The organism is Streptomyces sp. NBC_00829 (assembly GCF_045161795.1).
Taxonomy (GTDB): Bacteria; Actinomycetota; Actinomycetes; order Streptomycetales; family Streptomycetaceae; genus Streptomyces.
The window spans coordinates 1,569,513-1,590,703 of record NZ_CP108867.1 but is presented as its reverse complement, the minus strand read 5'-3'; the positions used below and the strand labels follow the sequence as shown (position 1 = coordinate 1,590,703).

The following is a 21,191-nucleotide window of genomic DNA, read 5'->3' as shown; positions in this document are numbered from 1 at the left end:
CGCCCGGCGCATCGAACCGGAGTCCGTCAGCAACCCGTCACAACATCCCGCCGATCAGACGCGCACCGGATCCGGACGGTCGTCGTCGTGGTGCGAGGCCGCGGCCTGCGCCGGAGCCGGAGCGATCGCCGACTCGTCATGCGTCATGTCGGGAAGCCAGTGCAGCCACTTCGGGAAGTACCAGTTGCGCTCGCCCAGCAGAGCCATGATCGCCGGGAGCAGCACCCCGCGGATGACGGTGGCATCGATCAGCACCGCCGCGGCGAGGCCGACACCCATCTGCTTCATCGACTGCATCGACAGCGTGCCGAAGATCGCGAACACCGCGACCATGATGACCGCGGCGCTCGTCACCACGCCCGCCGTCGTCACCACGCCGTGCGTGATCGCGTCCCGCGTGCCGCGCCCCTGCATCCGCGCCTCGCGGATCCGTGACACGACGAACACGTGGTAGTCCATCGAGAGCCCGAAGAGGATCACGAACAGGAACAGCGGCAGCCAGGAGATGATCGCGCCCACTCCCTCGGCGCCGACGAGCGAGGCGCCCCAGCCGTGCTGGAAGACCGCCGTGAGGATGCCGTACGCGGCGCCCACCGACAGCAGGTTGAGCACGATCGAGGTGATCGCGATCGTCAGCGACCGGAAGGACAGCAGCATGAGCACAAAGGCGAACACCACCACGAAGGCGAAGACCGGTGTCACCGCCCCGGTGAGCTGGTCGTTGAAGTCCTTCGACCCCGCGACCTGACCGCTGATCGGCGCCTGCACGCCGTCGACCTTGCCGAGTGTGGCCGGCCGGACCTCCGTGCGGAGGATGTCCAGGCTCTTGCCCGCCTTGTCCATGTCGGACCCGCCCACCAGCGGGACGTATACGAAAGCGATGTTCTGCGCGTCGTGCATCACGACCTCGACCGGGCCGCCGGAGGCGCCCGAGCTCACCGCGCGCGCACGGAAGTCGGCGATCGCCTGCTTCACCGGCGCCGCGTTGATGTCGTCGGCCTTGACGACGACCTCCGCCGGGTCCGTCCCCCCGGGGAACGCTTCGTTGACGCGCTGGTACGTGGCCACGATCGGCAGTGAGTCGCCGAACTCCTGGTCCAGCGTGAAGTTCTGGGTCTTCATGCCCATGGCCGGCAGTGCGATCGCGACCAGCGCGCCCGCCCCCACCACCAGATAGACCAGGGGCCGCTTCAGTACGCTGCCGAGCACCCGGCTCCACACCCGGCTCTCGCTGCTCGGAGCACGCCTGTCGCGCTTCTTGCGGTTCAGGAACGGGATACGCCCCTTCTCCACCCGCTCGCCGAGCAGCGACAGCACCGCGGGCAGCACCGTCACGGAGCCGACCATCGCCACGGCCACCACGATCAGCGAGGCCAGACCCATCGACTTGAACTCGCCGATGCCGGTGAAGAGCATGCCCGCCATGGCCACACAGACCGTGACACCCGAGACGACCACGGCCCGGCCGCTGGTCGCCGCGGCGATCTGCATCGCCGTATGGGGGTCGCGCCCCGCAGCCCGCTCCTCGCGCTCGCGCCGCAGATAGAACAGGCAGTAGTCGACGCCGACCGCGAGACCGACCAGAAGCATCACCGAGCTCGCGCTGTTGCCCATCGGCTGGAGATGGCTGACGACACCCATCAGACCCATCGTCGCCATGATCGCGGTGAGGGCGAGGGCCACCGGCAGCAGCGCCGCCACCAGCGCACCGAAGGCGATCAGCAGAATGCCGAGCGCGACCGGCACCGCTGAGAGCTCCGCCTGCTGGAAGTCGTCACCGAAGGCCTCATCGAAGGTCTTCTTCATGCTGGCGCCGCCGATCTCCTCGATCCGCAGCTCCTTGTGCTCGTCCTGGACCTTGGCCACGGCCTTCAGGACCGGTTCGATCCGTTCGCCTGCCGTCGCGGGGTCACCGCGGACGTCGAACTGGACGAGCGCGCTGCGCCCGTCCCTGGAAATGGTCTCGGTGTCGTACGGAGACTTCACCCCGGTCACTTCGCCGGTGGCGCCGACCGCCTTCATGACGGAGTCGACGGCCTGGTGGAATCCGGCGTCGGTCGCCTTCGCCGTGCCGTTCTTCGCCTGGATCAGTACGGACTCCCCGGAGGGCTCCTCGATGCCCGCGTCCTCCGCGATTATCGCGGCCTGAGTGGTCTCACCCTTGAGCTGATCGCTCTCCTTGAGTTCCACCTGGCCCGCGGCCGAGCCGGCCACCATGGAGAGCAGGACGAACAAGACCCAGATCCCCACGGCGGCCCAGCGGTGCCGAGCACTCCAGCCGCCGGCCCGCGCGGCTATTCCGCGCGGGCCCCCTCCTGCGTTCCCCATGACTGCCTTGCCCCCCTCAAGCATGACTCCGGCGCGGCGCCGACGTCTCTGCTACGACGTTAGGGTCAGCTTCAAGCCGTCTCCTCCTGCGTGCCGGTGACCTCGACCTGCCTCCGTCTCCTCCTTTCGGAGCGGTGGCATCCCCGACAAGGAGGATAGAAGCCCCTTACATCTAAAGGGGGTTGAGGGTGGAAGCCGGACATGTGCGCGTGTGGGCTGGTTCAACCTTAAGAGAACCTTTCGGCTAAGTCATAGCGGCATGAAGATCTAGATCTGGGGCGCGTCAATCGGTCAGGGTTTCGAGTCAGCCCCCGGAGATCTTCCGTCCGCGGGCCAATCCCCCCACAGATGTTGACGAGGAGAGCCCTCTTCATGGCAACTCACAAGCGCGTGAGCAGAATCAAGCTGATCGCGGCGATAGCCGCTGTGGCAGCAGCCGCCGGAGTGACACTCACTACGTCGTTCGCCGGAGCGGCAACTCCGGCCGAGGGCAGGGTGTACGGCATGAGCGCCGAAGGCGCCATCGACGGCAGCTTCATCGTGATGCTCGACCAGAAAGCCGACAAGAAGGACCTGGCCTCGGAGTACGGCGGCAAGCTCCAGCGCAACTACAACTCCGCCGTCAACGGCTTCTCCGCCAGCGGCCTTTCGGAGACCGAGGCCAAGCGCCTCGCCGCCGACCCGGCCGTCGCCAAGGTCGTCCAGAACAAGAAGTTCTCCATCAACGAGACCCAGGACGATCCGCCGTCGTGGGGTCTGGACCGTATCGACCAGGCTGACACCGCGGGCGACAAGAAGTACACGTACCCCGACAGCGGCGGCGAGGGCGTGACGGCGTACGTGATCGACACCGGGGTCCGTATCTCCCACCAGGACTTCGACGGCCGTGCCTCGTACGGCTTCGACGCCATCGACAACGACGACTCCCCCGACGACGGCAATGGTCACGGCACTCATGTCGCCGGCACCATCGCCGGCAGCACGTACGGAGTCGCCAAGAAGGCGAAGATCGTCGCCGTCCGCGTCCTCGACGACAACGGCCACGGCTCCACCGAGCAGGTCATCGCGGGCATCGACTGGGTCACCAAGAACCACCAGGGCCCCTCGGTCGCCAACATGAGCCTCGGCGGCGACGTCGACGAAGCGCTCGACGAGGCCGTCCGCAAGTCGATCGCCTCCGGCGTCACCTTCGCGGTCGCGGCGGGCAACGAGTCCGCCGACGCGAGCCAGGGCTCCCCGGCGCGCGTCGAGGAGGCCATCACCGTGGCGTCCTCCACCGAGGAGGACCAGCAGTCGGGCTTCTCCAACTTCGGTGAGTCCGTGGACATCTACGCGCCAGGGTCCGGCATCACCTCGGCGTCGAACGACAGCGACGAGGGCACCAAGACCATGTCCGGCACCTCCATGGCGTCGCCGCACGTGGCCGGCGCCGCGGCGGTCTACCTCGGCGCCCACCAGGAAGCCACCCCGGAAGAGGTTGCCAAGGCGCTGTGCGACGGAGCCACGACCGACAAGATCACCAACCCCAGCGCGGACACGCCCAACAAGCTGCTGAAGGTCCTCGAGTAACCGACCGGCACCATCGCTGACCGGGCGGTCGCCGTGCCCTCCCCCCAGGGCGCGGCGACCGCCTTATCGTGTGCCCATGACCACGAGGTATGCGGCACTCCTGCGCGGGATCAATGTCGGCGGGCACAAGAAGCTGCCGATGGCCGAACTCCGCGGCCTGCTCACCGACCTGGGGCACGCCGACGCCTCCACCTATCTGCAGAGCGGCAATGCCGTCTTCAGCACTGACTCGGGCGACGAGAGGACGCTCTGCTCCGCCCTGGAGCGTGCGATCGAGAAGCGTTTCGGGTTCACCGTCGACTGCCTGGTGCGTGAGGGCGCCTATCTGAGGGCAGTGGCCGATGCGTGCCCCTTCCCCGCGGACCGGCTGGAAGGCAGGCAACTGCACGTCACCTACTTCTCGGAGCCCGTGGGACCCGAGCGGCTCGAATCCCTCGACGCGGCGGCCTTTCTGCCGGAGGAGTTCCGGCTCGGCGACCGGGCGCTGTACCTGTACGCGCCGGACGGTCTCGGCCGCTCCAAGCTCGCCGAGGCGCTGGGGAAGCCGAGCCTGTTCAAGGGGATCGTTGCCACCAGCCGGAACTGGAACACCGTCGCCAAACTGGTGGAGTTGACCGGGCAGTGATCCCGTCGGCGCCCTCGACGAGATGGCCCCGGCTCCCTGACCGCGGGATTCAGTGACGGTGGGAGCTCCGGCGCCGGCTGAAGCCGCCGGGGACGCGGACCGAACGGTGTGCCGGCCCCGGTGAACGACGCCTTGCGGTGCATCGCCAACATGTTCGCGCGGGAGCTGCGCGCCACCGGTTCGATGACGGTCGCCGAGCTGAACGCATTCGTCGACGCGGGGTGAGCGGGCGGCCCGCGGGCGGGCGTCCGGACGGGAAGTGGCCCGGTCGAACGGCACGGCGAGCGCTTCCGTCGATCAAGCGCACCCGCACGGGACGCCTGAACTTCGGCTGAGGGCACATGACCGCCGACATCGCGCTCCCCCGACGGCGCTGTCGCGTTCCTTCAAGACGCGTTGGAGCCCCCCGGCCTAGCCTCGGAGCATGAACAGCATCCACGCGCATCTCACCACCTGTGCCGCCGAAGCCGCCCGCGTCGCCCGGGGCGTCGGCCCCGAGCAGTTGTCCAGCCCGTCAGTCTGCGACCGGTGGACGGTACGGGAGCTCGCCTGCCATCTCGTTCTGTACTCCGCGCACGGTCTGGAGCACCGCGCTCTGCGCAAGCAGCTCCCCGAGGAGCTCACGGCCCGGGACTTCACGGCCGGCGCCGACTGGGCCGAGCAGTACGCGGCGCAGCTGGACCGCGCCCTGAAGGCCTGGTCGGAGCCCGCGGCCTGGGAAGGCGAGGTGGATCTCGGCTTCACCGCCCTGCCGGCTCCCGAGATCGCCTCGCTCATCGTCAAGGAGCTGGCGCTCCACGGCTGGGACCTGGCCCGCTCCACCGGTCAGGAGTTCAAGGTTCCCGACGAGACGGGCGAGTTCGTTCTCGCGGTCGTCGACGAGCACGCGGCGGTCTACCGCCAGTACGACGGCTTCGCCGAGCCGGTCGCCCCGGCGGAAGGCGCCACGGCCTTCGAGCGGGCCCTGGCGACGAGTGGGCGCGACCCGCGAGCCTGAGCGCCCGGCGGTGTGGAGTCCCTCACAGGAGACAGCCCATCTGGAGCATTATGCCCCATATGGGGTTTATATGACTTCGGTGGGTCGACGGTCCGTTTCATGCGGTGACGGCACCTTTGAACTGACGCTTCCTCGGTTCGGGTGCGCTTGATAGACACAACGGGATCGGCCACCGACCCGGCGAGAGAAGCACCGCATGATCCACGACCAGACTCCGGATCACTACGAGTTCGCCATCGATCTCAGCAGCGACGAGGCAAGGCGCCGTGCCACCGTTCTCGAGGCGATAGGCGACGACTGGGACCCGGTGGCCGTGCTGGAGGGCGAGCAGGAGGCGTACCGCCTGCTGTACTCGAACCTGGACGCCCGGCAGCAGGAGACCTACGACAGGCTCGTGGCGGCCGGCGTCCTTCCAGGACGGGAGGGCGAGGGCCATGCTTCCGCTTGATCCGACCGCTGATATCGGGCGCCGGGCCTGGGTGCCGTGCCCGGGATGCGCCGACCACACGGACTGCTCCGTCTGCCTGGCGGGACGCACCTGCCGGGACCACTGGCGCTATCTGCTCTCCAACGAGGGCAGCCTGCTGCACCTGCAGTGCTCCAACTGCGCCCATCTGTGGGCTCATGAGACCGGGTTCGGCGCAGGTGCCGGCGGGGCGTGCCCGTCTTAGGGTCTTTCGTTTGGATCTTGCCGGGCTCGCCTGTCCTGGTGCCGCGCCGCGCTGCCGTCAGGCGCTGGCCGCGAGCCTGCGCTCGATCCGCGCCTCGTCGTACCGCTCCAGGAGCAGCCGTGCCAACTCCGGTGAGGCACCGAGGACATCGGCCAGGACATCGGCATCCCGGGCGCCGAGCGCGATGCGGTCCGGCAGACGGCCCGGCGCGATGACATACGGAGCCACCGCCACCCGCTCGCAGCCCTCGGCCCGCAGCTCCCGCACCGCGTCCTCGGTCCGGGGCAGAGATGCGGAGGCGAACGCAGGCCGCACGGCGCACCAACCGGTGTGCCGCAGCTCCCGCGCTGTGTGAGCGATCACTGCGATCGCCTCCGGGTCGGAGGAGCCCGCCGAGGCCAGGACGAGGCCCGTCGAGCGCTTCTGGGCCGGGTCGATCCCGGCCTCGTACAGCCTCCGCTCCACCGCGTTCAGCAGGAGCGGGGACGGGCCGAGCACATCCGCCTGGCGGATGCGCAGCACCGGGGAAACGGCCCGCAGCACCGCCGGGATGTCCGCCTTGGCGTGGAAGGCGCGGGTCAGCAGCAGCGGAAGCGCCACCACGTCCCGTACGCCCTCTGCCGCCAGCCGCTCCAGCACCCGGGGCGCGGCCGGGGCGTTGAAGTCCAGGAACCCCGTCTCCACGCGCAGCCCCGGTCGTGCCGCCCTGGCACGCTCCACCAGGGCGTGCACGGTCGCGGCGTGCCGCGGGTCGCGGCTGCCGTGGGCGATGACGAGGAGGACAGGGCTGCGCATGGGATGGCTCAGTTCTTGGCGAGAAGACCGCGGCTTCGGAGCACCCACCGCTCCAGCGGGCTGAAGATGAGCAGGTCGATGGCGATGCCGACGATCAGGATCAGGATGATGGCGAGGAAGACTCCGGGCATGTCGGCGTTGTTGCGGCCGTTCTCCAGCAACTGGCCGAGGCCCAGGCCGAGATCGGGCGAGGAGGCGATGATCTCCGCGGCCATCAGGGAACGCCAGGAGAAGGCCCAGCCCTGCTTGAGTCCCGCCAGATAGCCGGGCAGCGCCGCCGGCATCACGATGTGCCAGGTACCGCGCAGCCCGGTCGCGCCGAGCGTGCGCCCGGCCCTCAGGAACAGCGGCGGCACCTGGTCGACGCCGGAGACCAGGCCGTTCGCGATCGAGGGCACCGCGCCCAGCAGAATCACCGCGAACATCATCGAGTCGTTGAGGCCGAGCCAGATCACCGCGGGCGGCACCCAGGCGACGGACGGCAGCGACTGCAGACCCGACAGGATCGGTCCGATGGCCGCCCGAATGAACTTCACCCGCGCGACCAGCAGTCCCAGGGGCGTGCCGATGGCGAGCGCCAGCAAGAAGCCCAGCAGGCCGCGCGACACGCTCGTCCAGACGACATCGAGAAGCGTGCCCTGCATCCACATCTCGGACACGCTGTCCCATACCGCGGACGGGGCGGGCAGCTTGTACTCCTCGGTGACCTTCGCCCGGACCAGCACCTGCCAGACCACCAGCACCAGGGCGACGGCGGTCAGCGGCGGCAGGACTTTCTTCAGCAGGACCTCGCGCACCGGGGTGCGGCTGACCTGCACCGCGTCGAGCGCGTCCAGACCGGCTTCAAGACCGGCGAGATCATCGGACCCGCGGGCCCGGCCACCGGAGGCCTTGTCGGCCTTCAGGCCGGTATCAGTGCTGGCCATGACGGCGGATCTCCCCACGCAGTTCTTCGGTGATCTCGACGGACAGCTCGGCGACGGCCGCGTCCTCGATACGGCGCGGCTGCTCGATGTCGACCGTCCACTGCCGGGCGATACGGCCCGGACGTGAGGACAGCAGCACCACACGCTCCGCAAGCCGCACCGCCTCACGGACGTTGTGCGTGACGAAGAGGACCGAGACGTTCGTCTCGCGCCAGATCCGGGTCAGCTCGTCGTGCAGCACATCCCGGGTGATCGCGTCCAGCGCCGCGAACGGCTCGTCCATCAGCAGCAGCCGGCTGTCCTGTGCCAGCGCCCGCGCCATCGCGACCCGCTGCCGCATTCCGCCCGACAGCTCGTGCACCCGCTTGCCGTGGGAGCCGTTCAGACGGACGAGCTCGAGGAGCCGCTCCGCCTCCGCGCGCCGCTCGGACTTCGCGACGCCCCGCAGCCGCAGCGCGAGCTCGATGTTCTTGCCCGCGGTCAGCCACGGGAACAGGGCGTGCTCCTGGAACATCAGGGCCGGCCGCCCGCCGGGGGTCTCGATGGACCCCGCGGTCGGACTGTCGAGCCCCGCGACCAGATTGAGCAGCGTCGACTTGCCGCACCCGGAGGCTCCCAGGAGGGTGACGAACTCGCCCGGTGCGACATCGAGCGTGATGTCGTCCAGGACGAGTTGCTGCCCGGAGGGTCCTGCGAAGGACTTCGAGACATGCTCGAGACGGGCGGCGTGCTCGACCGTCACACGGTCTTCGGCCTTGGCGAGCGCTGTGGCCATGGTCGTCACCTCCTGGGAACGGTATGGGGAGCGGGTTACGTGACTACTTGACGCCGAGCGAGGCGTCGGCGACCTCGGGCCTGCCCGCGGCCTTCAGCACCTTGTTCAGCGGCTTCAGGTCGTAGATGCCCGCCAGCTCCGGCTGCTTCAGCAGACCCGCCTTGACCGCGTGGTCGGCCTGAGCTTGCAGGGTCGCCGCCAGCGGGTCGTCGGTGAACTGGATGGAGGACCACGCCGGGTCGATCACCTCCGGCGGCAGCGCCTTGCCGGTGAGCGCCTTGAGCTTGGCGTTCGCCGACGCCTTCGCCTTGTCCGGGTTGGCGCCGATCCACGCGTTGGTCTTCACCGAACCGCGCAGCAGCGCCTCGACGACGCTCGGGTGCTCCTTGAGGAACTTCTGCGACACGATGATGTTCGTGATCACGAACTTCTTGTCGGGCCAGAGCGTCGACTCGTCCAGCAGCACCTTCCCGCCCTCGCTGACCAGCTTGGACGCGGTCGGCTCCGGCACCCAGGCGCCGTCGATGGAACCGGACTTGTAGGCATCGGGGGTGACCTTGTTCTCCGTACGGACCACGGAGACGTCGCCCTTGCCGCTCTGGGCGTCGACCTTCCAGCCCTTCTCGGAGATCCAGTTGAGGAACGCCACGTCCTGGGTGTTGCCGAGCTGCGGGGTGGCGATCTTCTTGCCCTTGACCTCGTCCAGGTTCTTGATCTTCGCGGGGTTGACGACGAGCTTCACGCCGCCGGAGGCCGAACCGCCGATGATGCGCAGGCTCTGGCCCTTGGATTTGACGTAGCCGTTGATGGACGGCGAGGGGCCGATGAAGCCGATGTCGATGGAGCCCGCGTTGAGCGCCTCGATCTCGGAAGGACCGGCATTGAAGGTCGAGGCGGACAGCTTGGTGCCGCCCAGTTCCTTCTGGAGGATGCCCTCCTGGTCGCCGACGAGCGCGGTGGCGTGCGTGAGGTTCGGGAAGTAACCGATCTTCACGGTGTCGAGACCGTCGATCTTCTCGCCCTTGGCGGCGGGAACGACCTTGTCGTCCTTCTTCGCCTCGGAGCCGTAGCCGCAGGCGGTGAGCGCCACGGCGAGCAGGGGAAGGGCGGCGGCAGCGGCGAGGCTGCGGCGCACGGTGATACGGGTGGCAGGCACGGGAGGTGGTCCTCTCGTTGGCCCGGTTCTTACGTCACGTCGGACGCGGCCGGGGTGTCGGCGGTCTTCGTCGGTGCAGGGCGTGGGGGGTGCGGGCGCGCAGGCAGTGCGCGTACGTCATCGCGCACATCGCGCAACCCCGCCCGTGCCCGCGCCGAGGGCGCCGCTGCCGACACGGCCGCCCTCCTTCGCGAACGTCGCGTAGAAGTCGGTGGTCATCAGAAGTCCCAGCCCTCGTCGTCGGCTTCGTGCACGGCCTCGGCTGTGGTGGCGAAGGAGTCGCCGGCCATACCGGCGGCCAGGGTGGTGCCGTCCGCGGGGTCGATCAGCAGGAAGGACCCGGTGCGGCGGGAGTCGGCGTAGGAGTCGAGCGCGAGCGGCTCGGCCGTGCGGACCTTGACGAGGCCGATGTCATTGGCGACCAGCTGCCCGGGGCTCGGGTGCTGGGACAGGTCGTCGAGGGTCAGCCGGGACGGGATCTCCTTGACGATCGCCTTGACCGTGCGGGTGGTGTGCTTGATCAGCACCCGCTGGCCGACGGTGAGCGGCTGGTCCGCGACATGGCAGACCGTCGCCTCGACGTCCTGGGTGGTCGCCGGCGCGTCGCCGCTCGGCACGATCAGATCGCCGCGCGAGATGTCGATGTCGTCCTCCAGCAGGAGGGTGACGGACTGCGGGGTCCAGGCGACGTCCACCGACTGGCCGAGGAGATCGATTCCGGCGATCTTCGAGGTGTGGCCGGCGGGCAGCACGGTCACCTGCTCGCCGACGCGGAACGTACCCGCGGCGATCTGGCCTGCGTAGCCCCGGTAGTCGGGGTGCTCGGCGGTCTGCGGACGGATCACGTACTGCACCGGGAGCCGGGCGTGGCAGCCGGTCAGATCGTGGCTCACCGGGACCGTCTCCAGGTGCTCCAGGACGGTCGGGCCGCCGTACCAGTCCATGTTGGCGCTGGGCTCCACGACGTTGTCGCCCGTGAGCGCCGAGATCGGGATCGCGGTGATCTCGGGGACGCCGAGGGACGCGGCGTACGAGGTGAACTCCTCGGCGATCGCCGCGAAGACGGGCTCGGCGTAGTCGACGAGGTCCATCTTGTTGACCGCGAGAACGACGTGCGGGACGCGCAGCAGGGCGGCCACGGCGGCATGGCGGCGGGTCTGCTCGACGACGCCGTTGCGGGCGTCGACCAGCACGACCGCCAGCTCGGCCGTGGAAGCGCCCGTGACCATGTTCCGGGTGTACTGCACGTGGCCCGGCGTGTCCGCGAGGATGAACCGGCGGCGCGCGGTGGCGAAGTAGCGGTAGGCGACGTCGATGGTGATGCCCTGCTCGCGCTCGGCCCGCAGGCCGTCGGTGAGCAGCGCCAGATCGGGCGCTTCCTGGCCGCGGGAGCGGGAGGCGTGCTCGACGGCCTCCAGCTGGTCGGTCAGCACCGACTTGGAGTCGTGCAGCAGCCGTCCCACCAGGGTGGACTTGCCGTCGTCGACGGATCCCGCGGTGGCGAAACGCAGCAGGGTGGTGGCCGAGAGATGCTCGGTCGTGGTCGTCATGGCTAGAAGTACCCTTCGCGCTTGCGGTCTTCCATCGCGGCCTCGGACATCTTGTCGTCGGCGCGGGTCGCGCCCCGCTCGGTGAGCCGGGACGCGGCGATCTCGGCGATCACGGCCTCCAGCGTCGTGGCGTCGGAGTCGACGGCGCCGGTGCAGGACATGTCGCCGACGGTGCGGTAGCGGATCAGCCGTGTCTCGACCGACTCGGTGTCCTTGGGGCCGCCCCACTCGCCGGCGGTCAGCCACATGCCGTTGCGGGCGAAGACCTCACGCTCGTGCGCGAAGTAGATCTCGGGCAGATCGATCTTCTCGCGCTCGATGTACTGCCAGACGTCCAGCTCGGTCCAGTTGCTGAGCGGGAACACTCGCACATGCTCACCGGGAGCGTGGCGGCCGTTGTACAGCTGCCACAGCTCGGGCCGCTGCCGGCGCGGGTCCCACTGCGAGAACTCGTCGCGCAGCGAGAACACCCGCTCCTTGGCGCGCGCCTTCTCTTCGTCCCGGCGGCCTCCGCCGAACACCGCGTCGAAGCGGTGCTCCTGGATGGCCTCGGTCAGCGGGACGGTCTGGAGCGGATTGCGCGTCCCGTCGGGACGTTCGCGCAGCACACCACGGTCGATGTAGTCCTGTACGGAGGCCACATGGAGCCGCAGCCCATGGGCGGCCACCGCACGGTCGCGGTACTCCAGCACCTCGGGGAAGTTGTGTCCGGTGTCCACATGCAGCAGCGTGAAGGGAACCGCCGCCGGAGCGAACGCCTTCAGTGCCAGATGCAGCATGACGATGGAGTCCTTGCCGCCGGAGAAGAGGATCACCGGCCGCTCGAACTCTCCCGCGACCTCGCGGAAGATGTGCACCGCCTCGGATTCCAGCGCGTCCAGGTGCGACAGCGCGTACGGGCTGTCGGTGCCTTCGTGAACAGTGGCGGCCGTCGTCATGCTGCACCCCTTTCGTGAGCTTCTTCGCCTGTGCGGCGCAGATGCGCGGCTTTCGTGATCTGTCGTCGGCCCGGCGGCCGTGTATGTGTCGCTCACAGGAGGCCCCTCTCGGTGAGCAGCGCGTGAAGTGCCGCCGCGGACTCCTGCACGCTCTGCTCGTGCGACTCGATCCGCAGGTCCGGGTTCCGCGGCTCCTCGTACGGGTCGTCGACTCCCGTCAGGCCGCTGATCTCACCGGCGGCCTGCTTGGCGTAGAGCCCCTTCACATCGCGTACGGAGCAGACCTCCACCGGGGTGGCCACATGCACCTCGACGTAGGGCGTGCCCTGGGCCGTGTGGCGCTTGCGGACGGCCTCACGGCTGTCCTCGTACGGAGCGATCACCGGCACGAGCGCCTTGATGCCGTTGGACGCCAGCAGTTCGGCGACGAAGCCGATCCGCTGGACGTTGGTGTGGCGGTCCTGGCGGCTGAAGCCGAGACCGGCGGAGAGGAACTCACGGATCTCGTCGCCGTCGAGCACCTCGGCCCGGTGGCCCTCGTCGCGCAGCCTGCCCGCCAGCTCGTAGGCGATGGTGGTCTTGCCCGCGCTGGGCAGCCCGGTGAGCCAGATGGTGGCCCCAGTCACGTCGTTGTCTCCCGCAATCGTCATCCGTGCAGTCCGCATTCGGTCTTGCCGTGCCCTGCCCAGCGGCCGTCGCGCGCGTCCTCGCCCTCCAGCACCCGGCGGGTGCAGGGCGCGCAGCCCACGGAGGCGTAACCGTCCATCAGGAGCGGGTTGGTGAGGACGCCGTGCTCGGCGGCGTAGGCGTCCACGTCTTTCTGCGTCCAGCGGGCGATCGGCGAGACCTTGACCTTCTGCCGCTTCTCGTCCCAGCCGACGACCGGGGTGTTCGCCCGGGTCGGGGACTCGTCGCGGCGCAGGCCCGTCGCCCAGGCGTCGTACGCGGTCAGTCCCTCTTCGAGGGGCCTGACCTTGCGCAGGGCGCAGCACAGGTCGGGGTCGCGGTCGTGCAGCCTCGGGCCGTACTCGGCGTCCTGCTCGGCGACCGACCGACGGGGCGTGAGCGTGATGACGTTGACGTCCATCACGGCCTCGACGGCGTCACGCGTCCCGATGGTCTCGGGGAAGTGGTAGCCCGTGTCGAGGAAGACGACGTCGACACCCGGGAGGACCCGGGAGGCGAGGTGGGCGACCACCGCGTCCTCCATCGAGGAGGTGACGCAGAAGCGCGGCCCGAAGGTGTCGGCCGCCCACGTCAGGATGTCCAGGGGCGAGGCCTCTTCGAGGTCGCGCCCGGCCCGCTCGGCGAGTTCCCTCAGGTCTGTAGCCTGATTTGTCGTCATATTTCTTCCCCTCCAGTGTCATTGCGCTGAAGTCCCCGGGTCAGCAACCCGAGGAACTTCAACTGGAAGGCTCGATTGCAGGCTGCGCATTCCCAGGCGCCGTGGCCCTGCTCGTTCGGACGCAGGTCCTCGTCGCCGCAGTAGGGGCAGTAGAAGGGCGCGGCACGCTCGCTCACGACAGTGCCTCCTCGGACGCGCGGGCCGTCCAGGTCGCGAAGCGCTCGCCGTCCTCACGCTCCGCCTGGAAGCGCTTGAGGACCCGCTCCACATAGTCGGGCAGTTCGGCGGAGGTGACCTTCAGGCCACGGACCTTGCGGCCGAATCCGGCCTCCAGGCCCAGCGCGCCGCCGAGGTGCACCTGGAAGCCCTCGACCTGGTTGCCGTCGTTGTCCAGCATCAGCTGGCCCTTGAGACCGATGTCCGCGACCTGGATACGGGCGCAGGCGTTGGGGCAGCCGTTGAGGTTGATGGTGATCGGCTCGTCGAACTCCGGTATGCGGCGCTCCAGTTCCTCGATCAGCGACGCGCCGCGCGCCTTGGTCTCGACGATCGCCAGCTTGCAGAACTCGATGCCGGTGCAGGCCATCGTGCCCCGGCGGAACGGGGAGGCGTGGACCCGCAGATCGAGGGCTTCCAGGCCCGAGACAAGCGACTCGACCTGGTCCTCGGCCACATCGAGCACGATCATCTTCTGCTCGGTGGTGGTGCGCAGCCGTCCGGAGCCATGGGCCTCGGCGAGCTCGGCGATCTTCGTCAGGGTCGTGCCGTCCACGCGGCCGACGCGCGGGGCGAAGCCGACGTAGAAGCGGCCGTCCTTCTGCCGGTGCACGCCGAGGTGGTCACGCCAGGTCCCGGCGGGCTGCTCGGGCGCGGGACCGTCGACGAGCCGGTACTTCAGGTACTCGTCCTCCAGCACCTGACGGAACTTCTCCGGGCCCCAGTCGGCGACCAGGAACTTCAGACGGGCGCGCGTGCGCAGCCGCCGGTAGCCGTAGTCGCGGAAGATGCCGATGACACCGCCGTACACGTCCGGCACCTCGTCCAGCGGCACCCAGGCGCCGAGGCGCACACCGAGCCTGGGGTTGGTGGAGAGTCCGCCGCCGACCCACAGGTCGAAGCCCGGCCCGTGCTCGGGGTGGTCGACGCCCACGAAGGCGATGTCGTTGATCTCGTGGGCGACATCGAGCTGGGGGGAGCCGGAGATGGCCGTCTTGAACTTGCGCGGCAGGTTGGAGTAGGCGGGGTTGCCGATGAAGCGGCGGTGGATCTCGTCGATGGCGGACGAGCCGTCGATGATCTCGTTCTCGGCGACGCCGGCCACGGGCGAGCCGAGGATCGTACGGGGCGTGTCGCCGCAGGCCTCGGTCGTGGAGAGCCCCACGGCCTCCAGCCGGCGCCAGATCTCCGGGACGTCCTCGATGCGGATCCAGTGGTACTGGACGTTCTGCCGGTCGGTGATGTCGGCGGTGCCGCGGGCGAACTCCTGCGAGATCTCGCCGATCACCCGCAGCTGCTCGGTGGTCAGCCGGCCGCCGTCGATCCGGACGCGCAGCATGAAGTACTTGTCGTCCAGCTCCTCCGGCTCCAGGATGGCGGTCTTGCCGCCGTCGATCCCGGGCTTGCGCTGGGTGTAGAGCCCCCACCAGCGCATCCGGCCGCGCAGGTCCGCGCCGTCGATCGAGTCGAAACCGCGGTGGGCGTAGATCGTCTCAATACGTGTCCGCACGTTGAGACCGTCGTCGTCCCGCTTGGTCTGCTCATTGGCGTTCAGCGGCGTCATGTGGCCCACGGCCCACTGGCCCTCGCCGCGGTGGCGACCGGCCTTGCGGCGGGGCGTGGCGGGAGCGGGCTTTTCGGGGGTGGCGGCCATGGGTGTACGTCCTTCGAGACTGCAGGAGGGCGGCTCTGAGCTGCACACTCGCGCTGGGGCGCGACGGTGCGCAGGGGGATGGAAGGGTGGGAAACGCTCGGCTGTGCTGGTCTTTCAGCGGACCGGACAGATGGCGCTGGACATGCGGCCGAGGTCGACGTGCCGCCGACTCACCAAGGCAATTCCAGCTCGAGACATGACGGAAGCGTGTCACGGCGGTCCGAGGGCAGTCCACCATTATCCAGAATGTGGACAAGACAGTCCCGCATCGCGAGACGATGTGTCGCCGGTCACTCAGCCGTGGGCCCCGGGCCAGGGGCCGGGCGACGTCGACTCGGGCTCCTGTTCGACCGTGGTGTCGAACAGGACGAAGCCGCGCCGCAGATAGTTGTCCATGGCATGCGGTCCGTCCTTGGAACAGGTGTGCAGCCAGACCCGCTTCGTCGGCGTGAGCCCCGGCCAGCGCTCCGCCAGGTCCCAGGCCCTGGCGGTGCCGTACGACAGCAGATGACCGCCGATCCGGCGGCCCCGGAAGGCGGGGATCAGCCCGAAGTAGACGATCTCCACCGAGCCGCCCTCCTGGGCCTCCAGCTCCACATAGCCGGCCGGAGTGCCCTTCTCGTACGCCACCCAGGTCTCCGTGCCGGGCTTTGCGAGCACCTTCTCCCACTCCCCGTACGTCATGCCCAGCCGGTCGGTCCACAGGATGTCCCCGCCGACTGCCGAGTAGAGGAAGCGGCTGAACTCCGGCGACGGCACCGCGGCACGGACGATCCGCAGATCTCCTTCGGGGGCCGGAGAGGGCCGCAGATCCGCGGGAGAGGTCTGTTCCAGGGACCAGGTGGTCACATCGATGCTCATGCCAGCCAGGGAATCACGCCGCCCTGAACAGGCCAAAGCGGGGCAAGGGGCAGCGCCGGGCGCTGCCCGGCGTCATTCCGACTCCCGCTTCGCACGGCGCACCGCGGGGGCCGTGGAGTGCGGGAGCAGTTCCGCCGCCTCCGCGGGAACGGCCAGCTTCACCTCGACGCCGTCGGCGAAGCGGTACGGGCGGTGCGCGAGCACCTGCGCCAGATGCCGCCGCAACCGTGACATCTCGGCCCGGACCGTCACCGTCCGCGTCGGGTTCCCGAAGATGTCCTGAGCCAGCTGCGCGGCGCTGCGCCCGTCCCGGTGCAGCACCAGTACATACAGCAGCTCGGCATGGCGGGGGCTGAGCGCCTTCTCCCAGCTCCCCGCCTCGCCCGAGACCGTCACCGAGGGCCGCCGCGGGCGGCTCAGATCCAGCACCACCCGGGTGGGCGCCGCCGGACGCTCGTCGTCCACCCGCACCAGCCAGCCGCCGGGCAGCGGCTCGGCCGAGCACATGCCCAGTGAGGGCAGCCACAGCCGGCTGCCGACCGACTTGGGGAGCGCCAGCCGGTCCGGCGGCTGCATACCGGTGACCGCGGCGGGCCAGCCGTTCACATCGACCACCAGTGCACGGCCGGTCAGCCGGCCGAGCAGCGGGGCCGCGACGCTGCGCAGCCGGTCCAGCGCCGTGAAGTGCCGGTTGCGCAGCTCGGCCTCGGCGAGCCGGGTGACAGAGGTGACCAGCGAAAGAGTCGCGGGATGCATCGTGGACAGCGGGCCGCTCACATCGACCACGCCGATCAGCCTGCCGTCGCGCGGATCGGTGACGGGCGCTCCCGCACAGGTCCAGTTGTGGTGCGAGGAGACGAAGTGCTCGGCGGAGTGCACCTGGAGGGGCCGCCGGGAGACAAGGGGAGTGCCGACGCCGTTGGTCCCCACGAGCCCCTCGCTCCAGTCGGCGCCCAGGACGAAGCCGTGCGCGTCGCCCTTGCGCAGCACGGCCGCCTTGCCCTCGCGCCACAGCAGCCGTCCCTCGGGGTCCGCGACGACCATGATGTGCTGCGCCGCGTCCGCTATCGAGACCAGGCCGTCGCGCAGCACCGGCAGCACCTCCCGCAGCCCGGACGTCTGCCGACGCCGTTCGATCTCCTCCAGCGGCAGCAGGCCCGCCCTGCGGTCCCGGTCGGGGTCCACCCCTCCGCGCAGCATGCGCTGCCACGACTCCCCGATGTCGGCGCGGGGGCCCGGCCGCGAGCGACGGCCGCTGAGCGCGGCCTCCCGTACCCCCTTCAGCAGCCGGGTGGCTTCCGTGGTGTCCATGGCGGCGAGTCTGGCGATGTCGAGCGACGTGTTCTGCACTGGGGTCCTCCTGGGCGACGCCAGCGTCCGAAGTGTGGGGGGTCGGCTCAATCCTGCCCCTCCCGGTCGGCGTGCGGGGCGATACGGCAGACAAGGCTGCAACCCTTTGCAACCCTCGCGAACGGCCGTGCCCCTGTACGAAAGTGACGGAGCACCGGTTTGCCGGTGGTCGTGCACCGCACTGAACCGCACCGGGGGTGCACGGCGGAGCGCGGGGTGGTGCCGTGTCGGCGCAGCACCACCCCGACCGCTTGTGCGCACACGGGTCCGTGGCGCGGGACACCGCTCGGACACCAGCAGGAGCACACGCCGGACGACGCACGGGCCGGACAGCGGACTGGCCGCACGCCGGGCGACGCACGGCCCGGAAAGCGCACCGGCCGCAGACCGCGGGCGTCACACGACGGCGCGCGCCCGCTTGACGATCGACGCCAGATCCAGGGTGTGCGGCAGCGTTCCGAAGGCCGTTCCCCAGTCCCGGCCCAGCCGCGAGGCGCAGAACGCGTCCGCGACCTCCGGCGGAGCCCAGCGCACCAGCAGTGACCCCTGGAGCACCAGCGCCATCCGCTCCACCAGCCGGCGGGCCCGCGCCTCGATGCCCTCCAGATCCGCCAGTTCGGTCAGCAGCCCCTTGATCGCCGCGTCCAGCCGGTGATCGGCGCCGCGCGCCCTGCCGACCTCCTGGAGGAAGGCGTTCAGCGCCTGCGGCTCGCTCCCCCTGCGCCCCGAGGCGTGGGGGGACCCCCGGAGCACGCGCAGGACGTCCAGCGCCTGGACATTGCCGGAGCCCTCCCAGATCGAGTTGAGCGGCGACTCGCGCAGCAGCCGGGGCATCCCCCACTCCTCGACGTAGCCATTGCCGCCCAGACACTCCAGGGCCTCGGCCACGGTCGGCGTGCACCGCTTGGTCACCCAGTACTTGGCGGTGGGCACCGCAAGGCGCAGAAAGGCACGCTCCTCGTCCGTGTCCGTGTCGTACGCGGCGGCCAGCCGCAGCGCCAGCGTCGTCGCCGCCTCCGACTCCAGCGCGAGATCGGCCAGGACATTGCGCATCAGCGGCTTGTCGATCAACAGCCCCCCGAAAGCGCTGCGGTACGCACTGTGGTGGATCGCCTGCGCCACCGACTGGCGCATCAGGCCGGCCGAGCCGATCACACAGTCCAGCCGGGTCGCCGCCACCATCTCGATGATGGTGCGCACCCCGCGACCTTCCTCGCCGACCCGGCGCGCCCAGGTCCCGTCGAACTCGACCTCGCTCGACGCGTTGGACCGGTTGCCCAGCTTCTCCTTGAGCCGCTGGATCCGGAACACGTTCCTCGTCCCGTCCTCCAGCACCCGCGGCACCAGGAAGCAGGTGAGACCGCCCGCGGCCTGGGCCAGCACCAGAAAACCGTCACACATCGGAGCGGAACAGAACCACTTGTGACCGGTGAGCAGATACTCCCCGTCGCCGCCCACGGGCTCGGCCCGGGTCGTATTGGCCCGGACGTCGCTGCCGCCCTGCTTCTCGGTCATCCCCATCCCGAACAGGACGCCCGCCTTCAGCGAGGCCGGCCGCAGCCCCTGCTCGTACACCTCGGAGGTCAGCAGCGGCTCCCACTCGGCGGCCAGCGCGGGGTCCGTGCGCAGCGCGGGCACCGCGGCGTGCGTCATGGACACCGGACAGCCGTTTCCCGCCTCCGCCTGCGTCCACACCAGGAACCCGGCAGCCCGCCGCACATGGCCGCCGGGCGTTCCCCAGGCGTTCGTCAGCCCGGACGTCACGGCCTTGCCGAGCAGCCGGTGCCAGGCCGGATGGAACTCGACCTCGTCGATCCGGTTGCCGTACCGGTCGTGCGTGTGCAGCTTCGGCGGATTCTCATTGGCCTGCGCACCCCACGCCTGGGCCTGTGCCGAGCCCGCACCGCGCCCGAGTGCCGAGAGCTGCTCCTGCGCCGCGTCGAGCAGGCCGGGCGCGAGATGCCGCTCCACGCCCTCCGTGAGGGCCCGGTCCGATGCAAAGACGTCGTACCCCACCAGGGGCGGAGCCTGGTTGGTCACTGTGTGGGTGGTTGCTGCCATGCCGCTACGGTAAGGAGGTGCAGGCAGCAAACGAAACACCCGAGCGGCCGTCTGGCCGACTCCACCGGGCCAGAGTCCTCTATCGCAATGTCTCGAAGCGGAAGATGGCATGGCTGCTGCTGAAGGACACCGTCAATTCGTGCATCGAGTACCGCATCCTCGGCCTCGCGGCCGAGGCGGCGTTCTTCACGCTGCTGTCGCTGCCGCCGCTGATGCTCGGCCTGATCGGTCTCCTCGGCTACGTCGACAACTGGACCAACACCACGACCGTCGCCTCGATCGAGGAGAACATCCTCAGCGCGGTCGGCACGGTCCTGTCCGACCGAGGCGTCAACGAGATCGCCAAGCCCCTCCTGGAGGACGTCACCCACGGCGGCCGTCCCGACATCATCTCCATCGGCTTCGCCATCGCCCTGTGGTCGGGGTCGCGGGCGGTGAACGTCTTCATCGACACGATCACCGTGATGTACGGGCTCGACGGCCAGCGCGGCATCGTCGCCACCCGCCTGCTCGCCTTCCTGCTCTACATCGTGGCGCTGCTGATCGGCGCGGTGGTGCTCCCGCTGGCCGTTGTCGGCCCCGACCGGGTGGTGGAGATCATTCCGTGGGGCACGGAAGTGGTCAGCGTCCTGTACTGGCCGGTGGTCAGCCTGCTCTCGATCGCCTTCCTGACCACGCTCTACCACGTCTCCGTCCCCGTCCGCTCGCCCTGGATCGAGGACGTTCCCGGATCACTGGTGGCGCTCGGGATGTGGGTGCTCGGCAGCTTCCTGCTCCGCATCTACCTCACCAGCACGGTGGAGGGCCCCACGATCTACGGTTCCCTGGCCGCCCCCATCGCCGTCCTGCTGTGGATCGGCCTGACGGCCTTCGCCGTCCTGGTGGGGGCCGCCGTCAACGCGGCGATCGACCGCGTCTGGCCGTCCGTGGCCACCGCCGCGGCTCGCGCGGCGAACGAGCGGGTGCGCGCGGCCCAGGCCGCGGAGGTCCTGGCCCGGGCCAAGGCGGCGCATGTGTTCGATGACGACGATGACGACGGTGACGACGGGGAGGACAGCGACGGCGGGGTCATGCCCTCGGAGTTCCCCGAGCGCTGGTCGCGCTTCCTGCCGCCGGACGACGTGAAGTCGCGGCTGCATTCGGGCCGGGACAACCACAAGTCGCCGCCTTCGGAGGACCGGGACAACCACAAGTCGCCGCCCTCGGAGTGAGGACGGAGCCGGTGCGCCCTCGGCCGAGCGACGAGGAACCGGCTTTCGGGTCCTGCCGGGCTCGGTGTCGGCCGGCTGCGCCGCCGTGCTCTGGACGCCTTCGGCTACGGGCCTATGACGCCGGCCCGGGTGCTCCGGCTCCGGCGGGCGCTGACGCTCGTGC

General features: G+C 69.7%; 21 protein-coding genes. 6 read left to right on the top strand and 15 right to left on the bottom strand.

Annotated features, from left to right (window positions below; genetic code table 11):
* Nucleotides 1–54 precede the first annotated feature (54 nt).
* Entirely contained in the window at nt 55–2,328 is a 2,274-nt protein-coding gene (locus tag OG293_RS06915) for an MMPL family transporter (protein ID WP_405997877.1), read from the bottom strand.
* A 372-nt stretch (nt 2,329–2,700) separates the two neighbouring features.
* On the opposite strand from OG293_RS06915, the gene OG293_RS06910 reads away from it, so the two are divergent.
* The 5 genes from OG293_RS06910 (at nt 2,701) to OG293_RS06890 (ending at nt 6,190) form a co-directional block, all read left to right on the top strand.
* A complete protein-coding gene (locus OG293_RS06910) occupies nt 2,701–3,897 on the top strand; it encodes a S8 family serine peptidase (protein WP_405997876.1) in 1,197 nt (398 codons plus the stop codon).
* Between the two features lie 76 nt (nt 3,898–3,973).
* Nucleotides 3,974–4,522: a DUF1697 domain-containing protein gene (locus OG293_RS06905; RefSeq protein WP_405997875.1), complete on the top strand. Its 549-nt coding sequence runs from the start codon at nt 3,974–3,976 to the stop codon at nt 4,520–4,522.
* Nucleotides 4,523–4,946: 424 nt separating this feature from the next.
* Nucleotides 4,947–5,519 carry a TIGR03086 family metal-binding protein gene (locus tag OG293_RS06900; protein ID WP_405997874.1) on the top strand — a complete coding sequence of 191 codons (573 nt, stop codon included), beginning with the start codon at nt 4,947–4,949 and terminating at the stop codon, nt 5,517–5,519.
* A gap of 196 nt (nt 5,520–5,715) precedes the next feature.
* Nucleotides 5,716–5,967 carry a DUF6400 family protein gene (locus OG293_RS06895; RefSeq protein WP_405997873.1) on the top strand — a complete coding sequence of 84 codons (252 nt, stop codon included), beginning with the start codon at nt 5,716–5,718 and terminating at the stop codon, nt 5,965–5,967.
* Nucleotides 5,954–6,190, top strand: coding sequence for a hypothetical protein (locus OG293_RS06890; protein ID WP_405997872.1), 237 nt, complete (start codon nt 5,954–5,956; stop codon nt 6,188–6,190). Before OG293_RS06895 ends, OG293_RS06890 begins: the two co-directional genes overlap by 14 nt.
* Before the next feature lie 57 nt (nt 6,191–6,247).
* On the opposite strand, the gene OG293_RS06885 is transcribed toward OG293_RS06890, so the two are convergent.
* The 14 genes from OG293_RS06885 to OG293_RS06820 all read right to left on the bottom strand — a co-directional run bounded on the left by OG293_RS06885 (nt 6,248) and on the right by OG293_RS06820 (nt 19,817).
* Nucleotides 6,248–6,985: a sirohydrochlorin chelatase gene (locus tag OG293_RS06885; RefSeq protein WP_405997871.1), complete on the bottom strand. Its 738-nt coding sequence runs from the start codon at nt 6,983–6,985 to the stop codon at nt 6,248–6,250.
* Nucleotides 6,986–6,993: 8 nt separating this feature from the next.
* Nucleotides 6,994–7,911, bottom strand: coding sequence for an ABC transporter permease (locus OG293_RS06880; RefSeq protein WP_405997870.1), 918 nt, complete (start codon nt 7,909–7,911; stop codon nt 6,994–6,996).
* Complete coding sequence (locus OG293_RS06875; RefSeq protein WP_405997869.1) at nt 7,898–8,686, bottom strand: ABC transporter ATP-binding protein; 789 nt, start codon at nt 8,684–8,686, stop codon at nt 7,898–7,900. Before OG293_RS06875 ends, OG293_RS06880 begins: the two co-directional genes overlap by 14 nt.
* Nucleotides 8,687–8,729: 43 nt before the next feature.
* Complete coding sequence (locus tag OG293_RS06870) at nt 8,730–9,842, bottom strand: aliphatic sulfonate ABC transporter substrate-binding protein (RefSeq protein WP_405997868.1); 1,113 nt, start codon at nt 9,840–9,842, stop codon at nt 8,730–8,732.
* Between the two features lie 218 nt (nt 9,843–10,060).
* On the bottom strand, nt 10,061–11,392 hold the full coding sequence (locus OG293_RS06865; RefSeq protein WP_405997867.1) for a sulfate adenylyltransferase subunit 1: 1,332 nt from the start codon (nt 11,390–11,392) through the stop codon (nt 10,061–10,063).
* Nucleotides 11,393–11,394: 2 nt separating this feature from the next.
* Nucleotides 11,395–12,330, bottom strand: coding sequence for a sulfate adenylyltransferase subunit CysD (cysD, locus tag OG293_RS06860; RefSeq protein ID WP_405997866.1), 936 nt, complete (start codon nt 12,328–12,330; stop codon nt 11,395–11,397).
* A gap of 92 nt (nt 12,331–12,422) precedes the next feature.
* Nucleotides 12,423–12,980, bottom strand: coding sequence for an adenylyl-sulfate kinase (gene cysC, locus OG293_RS06855; RefSeq protein ID WP_405997865.1), 558 nt, complete (start codon nt 12,978–12,980; stop codon nt 12,423–12,425).
* Nucleotides 12,977–13,675 carry a phosphoadenylyl-sulfate reductase gene (locus OG293_RS06850; RefSeq protein WP_405997864.1) on the bottom strand — a complete coding sequence of 233 codons (699 nt, stop codon included), beginning with the start codon at nt 13,673–13,675 and terminating at the stop codon, nt 12,977–12,979. Before OG293_RS06850 ends, cysC begins: the two co-directional genes overlap by 4 nt.
* Nucleotides 13,672–13,851, bottom strand: a complete 180-nt coding sequence (locus OG293_RS06845) for a hypothetical protein (protein WP_405997863.1) — start codon at nt 13,849–13,851, stop codon at nt 13,672–13,674. The genes OG293_RS06850 and OG293_RS06845 overlap by 4 nt, the downstream gene beginning before the upstream one ends.
* On the bottom strand, nt 13,848–15,545 hold the full coding sequence (locus tag OG293_RS06840; protein WP_405997862.1) for a nitrite/sulfite reductase: 1,698 nt from the start codon (nt 15,543–15,545) through the stop codon (nt 13,848–13,850). Before OG293_RS06840 ends, OG293_RS06845 begins: the two co-directional genes overlap by 4 nt.
* 114 nt (nt 15,546–15,659) lie before the next feature.
* Nucleotides 15,660–15,743, bottom strand: a complete 84-nt coding sequence (locus OG293_RS06835) for a putative leader peptide (RefSeq protein ID WP_353590813.1) — start codon at nt 15,741–15,743, stop codon at nt 15,660–15,662.
* A 96-nt stretch (nt 15,744–15,839) separates the two neighbouring features.
* Nucleotides 15,840–16,406 carry a GNAT family N-acetyltransferase gene (locus tag OG293_RS06830; protein WP_405997861.1) on the bottom strand — a complete coding sequence of 189 codons (567 nt, stop codon included), beginning with the start codon at nt 16,404–16,406 and terminating at the stop codon, nt 15,840–15,842.
* 72 nt (nt 16,407–16,478) lie between these two features.
* Nucleotides 16,479–17,756, bottom strand: a complete 1,278-nt coding sequence (locus OG293_RS06825) for a GAF domain-containing protein (protein WP_405997860.1) — start codon at nt 17,754–17,756, stop codon at nt 16,479–16,481.
* A gap of 396 nt (nt 17,757–18,152) precedes the next feature.
* Nucleotides 18,153–19,817 (bottom strand): acyl-CoA dehydrogenase family protein, encoded by a 1,665-nt coding sequence (locus OG293_RS06820; RefSeq protein WP_405997859.1) that lies wholly within the window; start codon nt 19,815–19,817, stop codon nt 18,153–18,155.
* A 17-nt stretch (nt 19,818–19,834) separates the two neighbouring features.
* On the opposite strand from OG293_RS06820, the gene OG293_RS06815 reads away from it, so the two are divergent.
* Nucleotides 19,835–21,028, top strand: coding sequence for a YihY/virulence factor BrkB family protein (locus tag OG293_RS06815; RefSeq protein WP_405997858.1), 1,194 nt, complete (start codon nt 19,835–19,837; stop codon nt 21,026–21,028).
* Nucleotides 21,029–21,191: the final 163 nt, after the last annotated feature.

What these genes read in the sequence shown, in the direction of transcription:
- OG293_RS06915 (WP_405997877.1), bottom strand. Translation starts at nt 2,328, where the DNA reads ATGGGGAACGCAGGAGGGGGCCCGCGCGGAATAGCCGCGCGGGCCGGC.
- OG293_RS06910 (WP_405997876.1), top strand. Translation starts at nt 2,701, where the DNA reads ATGGCAACTCACAAGCGCGTGAGCAGAATCAAGCTGATCGCGGCGATA.
- OG293_RS06905 (WP_405997875.1), top strand. Translation starts at nt 3,974, where the DNA reads ATGACCACGAGGTATGCGGCACTCCTGCGCGGGATCAATGTCGGCGGG.
- OG293_RS06900 (WP_405997874.1), top strand. Translation starts at nt 4,947, where the DNA reads ATGAACAGCATCCACGCGCATCTCACCACCTGTGCCGCCGAAGCCGCC.
- OG293_RS06895 (WP_405997873.1), top strand. Translation starts at nt 5,716, where the DNA reads ATGATCCACGACCAGACTCCGGATCACTACGAGTTCGCCATCGATCTC.
- OG293_RS06890 (WP_405997872.1), top strand. Translation starts at nt 5,954, where the DNA reads ATGCTTCCGCTTGATCCGACCGCTGATATCGGGCGCCGGGCCTGGGTG.
- OG293_RS06885 (WP_405997871.1), bottom strand. Translation starts at nt 6,985, where the DNA reads ATGCGCAGCCCTGTCCTCCTCGTCATCGCCCACGGCAGCCGCGACCCG.
- OG293_RS06880 (WP_405997870.1), bottom strand. Translation starts at nt 7,911, where the DNA reads ATGGCCAGCACTGATACCGGCCTGAAGGCCGACAAGGCCTCCGGTGGC.
- OG293_RS06875 (WP_405997869.1), bottom strand. Translation starts at nt 8,686, where the DNA reads ATGGCCACAGCGCTCGCCAAGGCCGAAGACCGTGTGACGGTCGAGCAC.
- OG293_RS06865 (WP_405997867.1), bottom strand. Translation starts at nt 11,392, where the DNA reads ATGACGACCACGACCGAGCATCTCTCGGCCACCACCCTGCTGCGTTTC.
- cysD (WP_405997866.1), bottom strand. Translation starts at nt 12,330, where the DNA reads ATGACGACGGCCGCCACTGTTCACGAAGGCACCGACAGCCCGTACGCG.
- cysC (WP_405997865.1), bottom strand. Translation starts at nt 12,980, where the DNA reads ATGACGATTGCGGGAGACAACGACGTGACTGGGGCCACCATCTGGCTC.
- OG293_RS06850 (WP_405997864.1), bottom strand. Translation starts at nt 13,675, where the DNA reads ATGACGACAAATCAGGCTACAGACCTGAGGGAACTCGCCGAGCGGGCC.
- OG293_RS06840 (WP_405997862.1), bottom strand. Translation starts at nt 15,545, where the DNA reads ATGGCCGCCACCCCCGAAAAGCCCGCTCCCGCCACGCCCCGCCGCAAG.
- OG293_RS06835 (WP_353590813.1), bottom strand. Translation starts at nt 15,743, where the DNA reads ATGTCTCGAGCTGGAATTGCCTTGGTGAGTCGGCGGCACGTCGACCTC.
- OG293_RS06830 (WP_405997861.1), bottom strand. Translation starts at nt 16,406, where the DNA reads ATGAGCATCGATGTGACCACCTGGTCCCTGGAACAGACCTCTCCCGCG.
- OG293_RS06820 (WP_405997859.1), bottom strand. Translation starts at nt 19,817, where the DNA reads ATGGCAGCAACCACCCACACAGTGACCAACCAGGCTCCGCCCCTGGTG.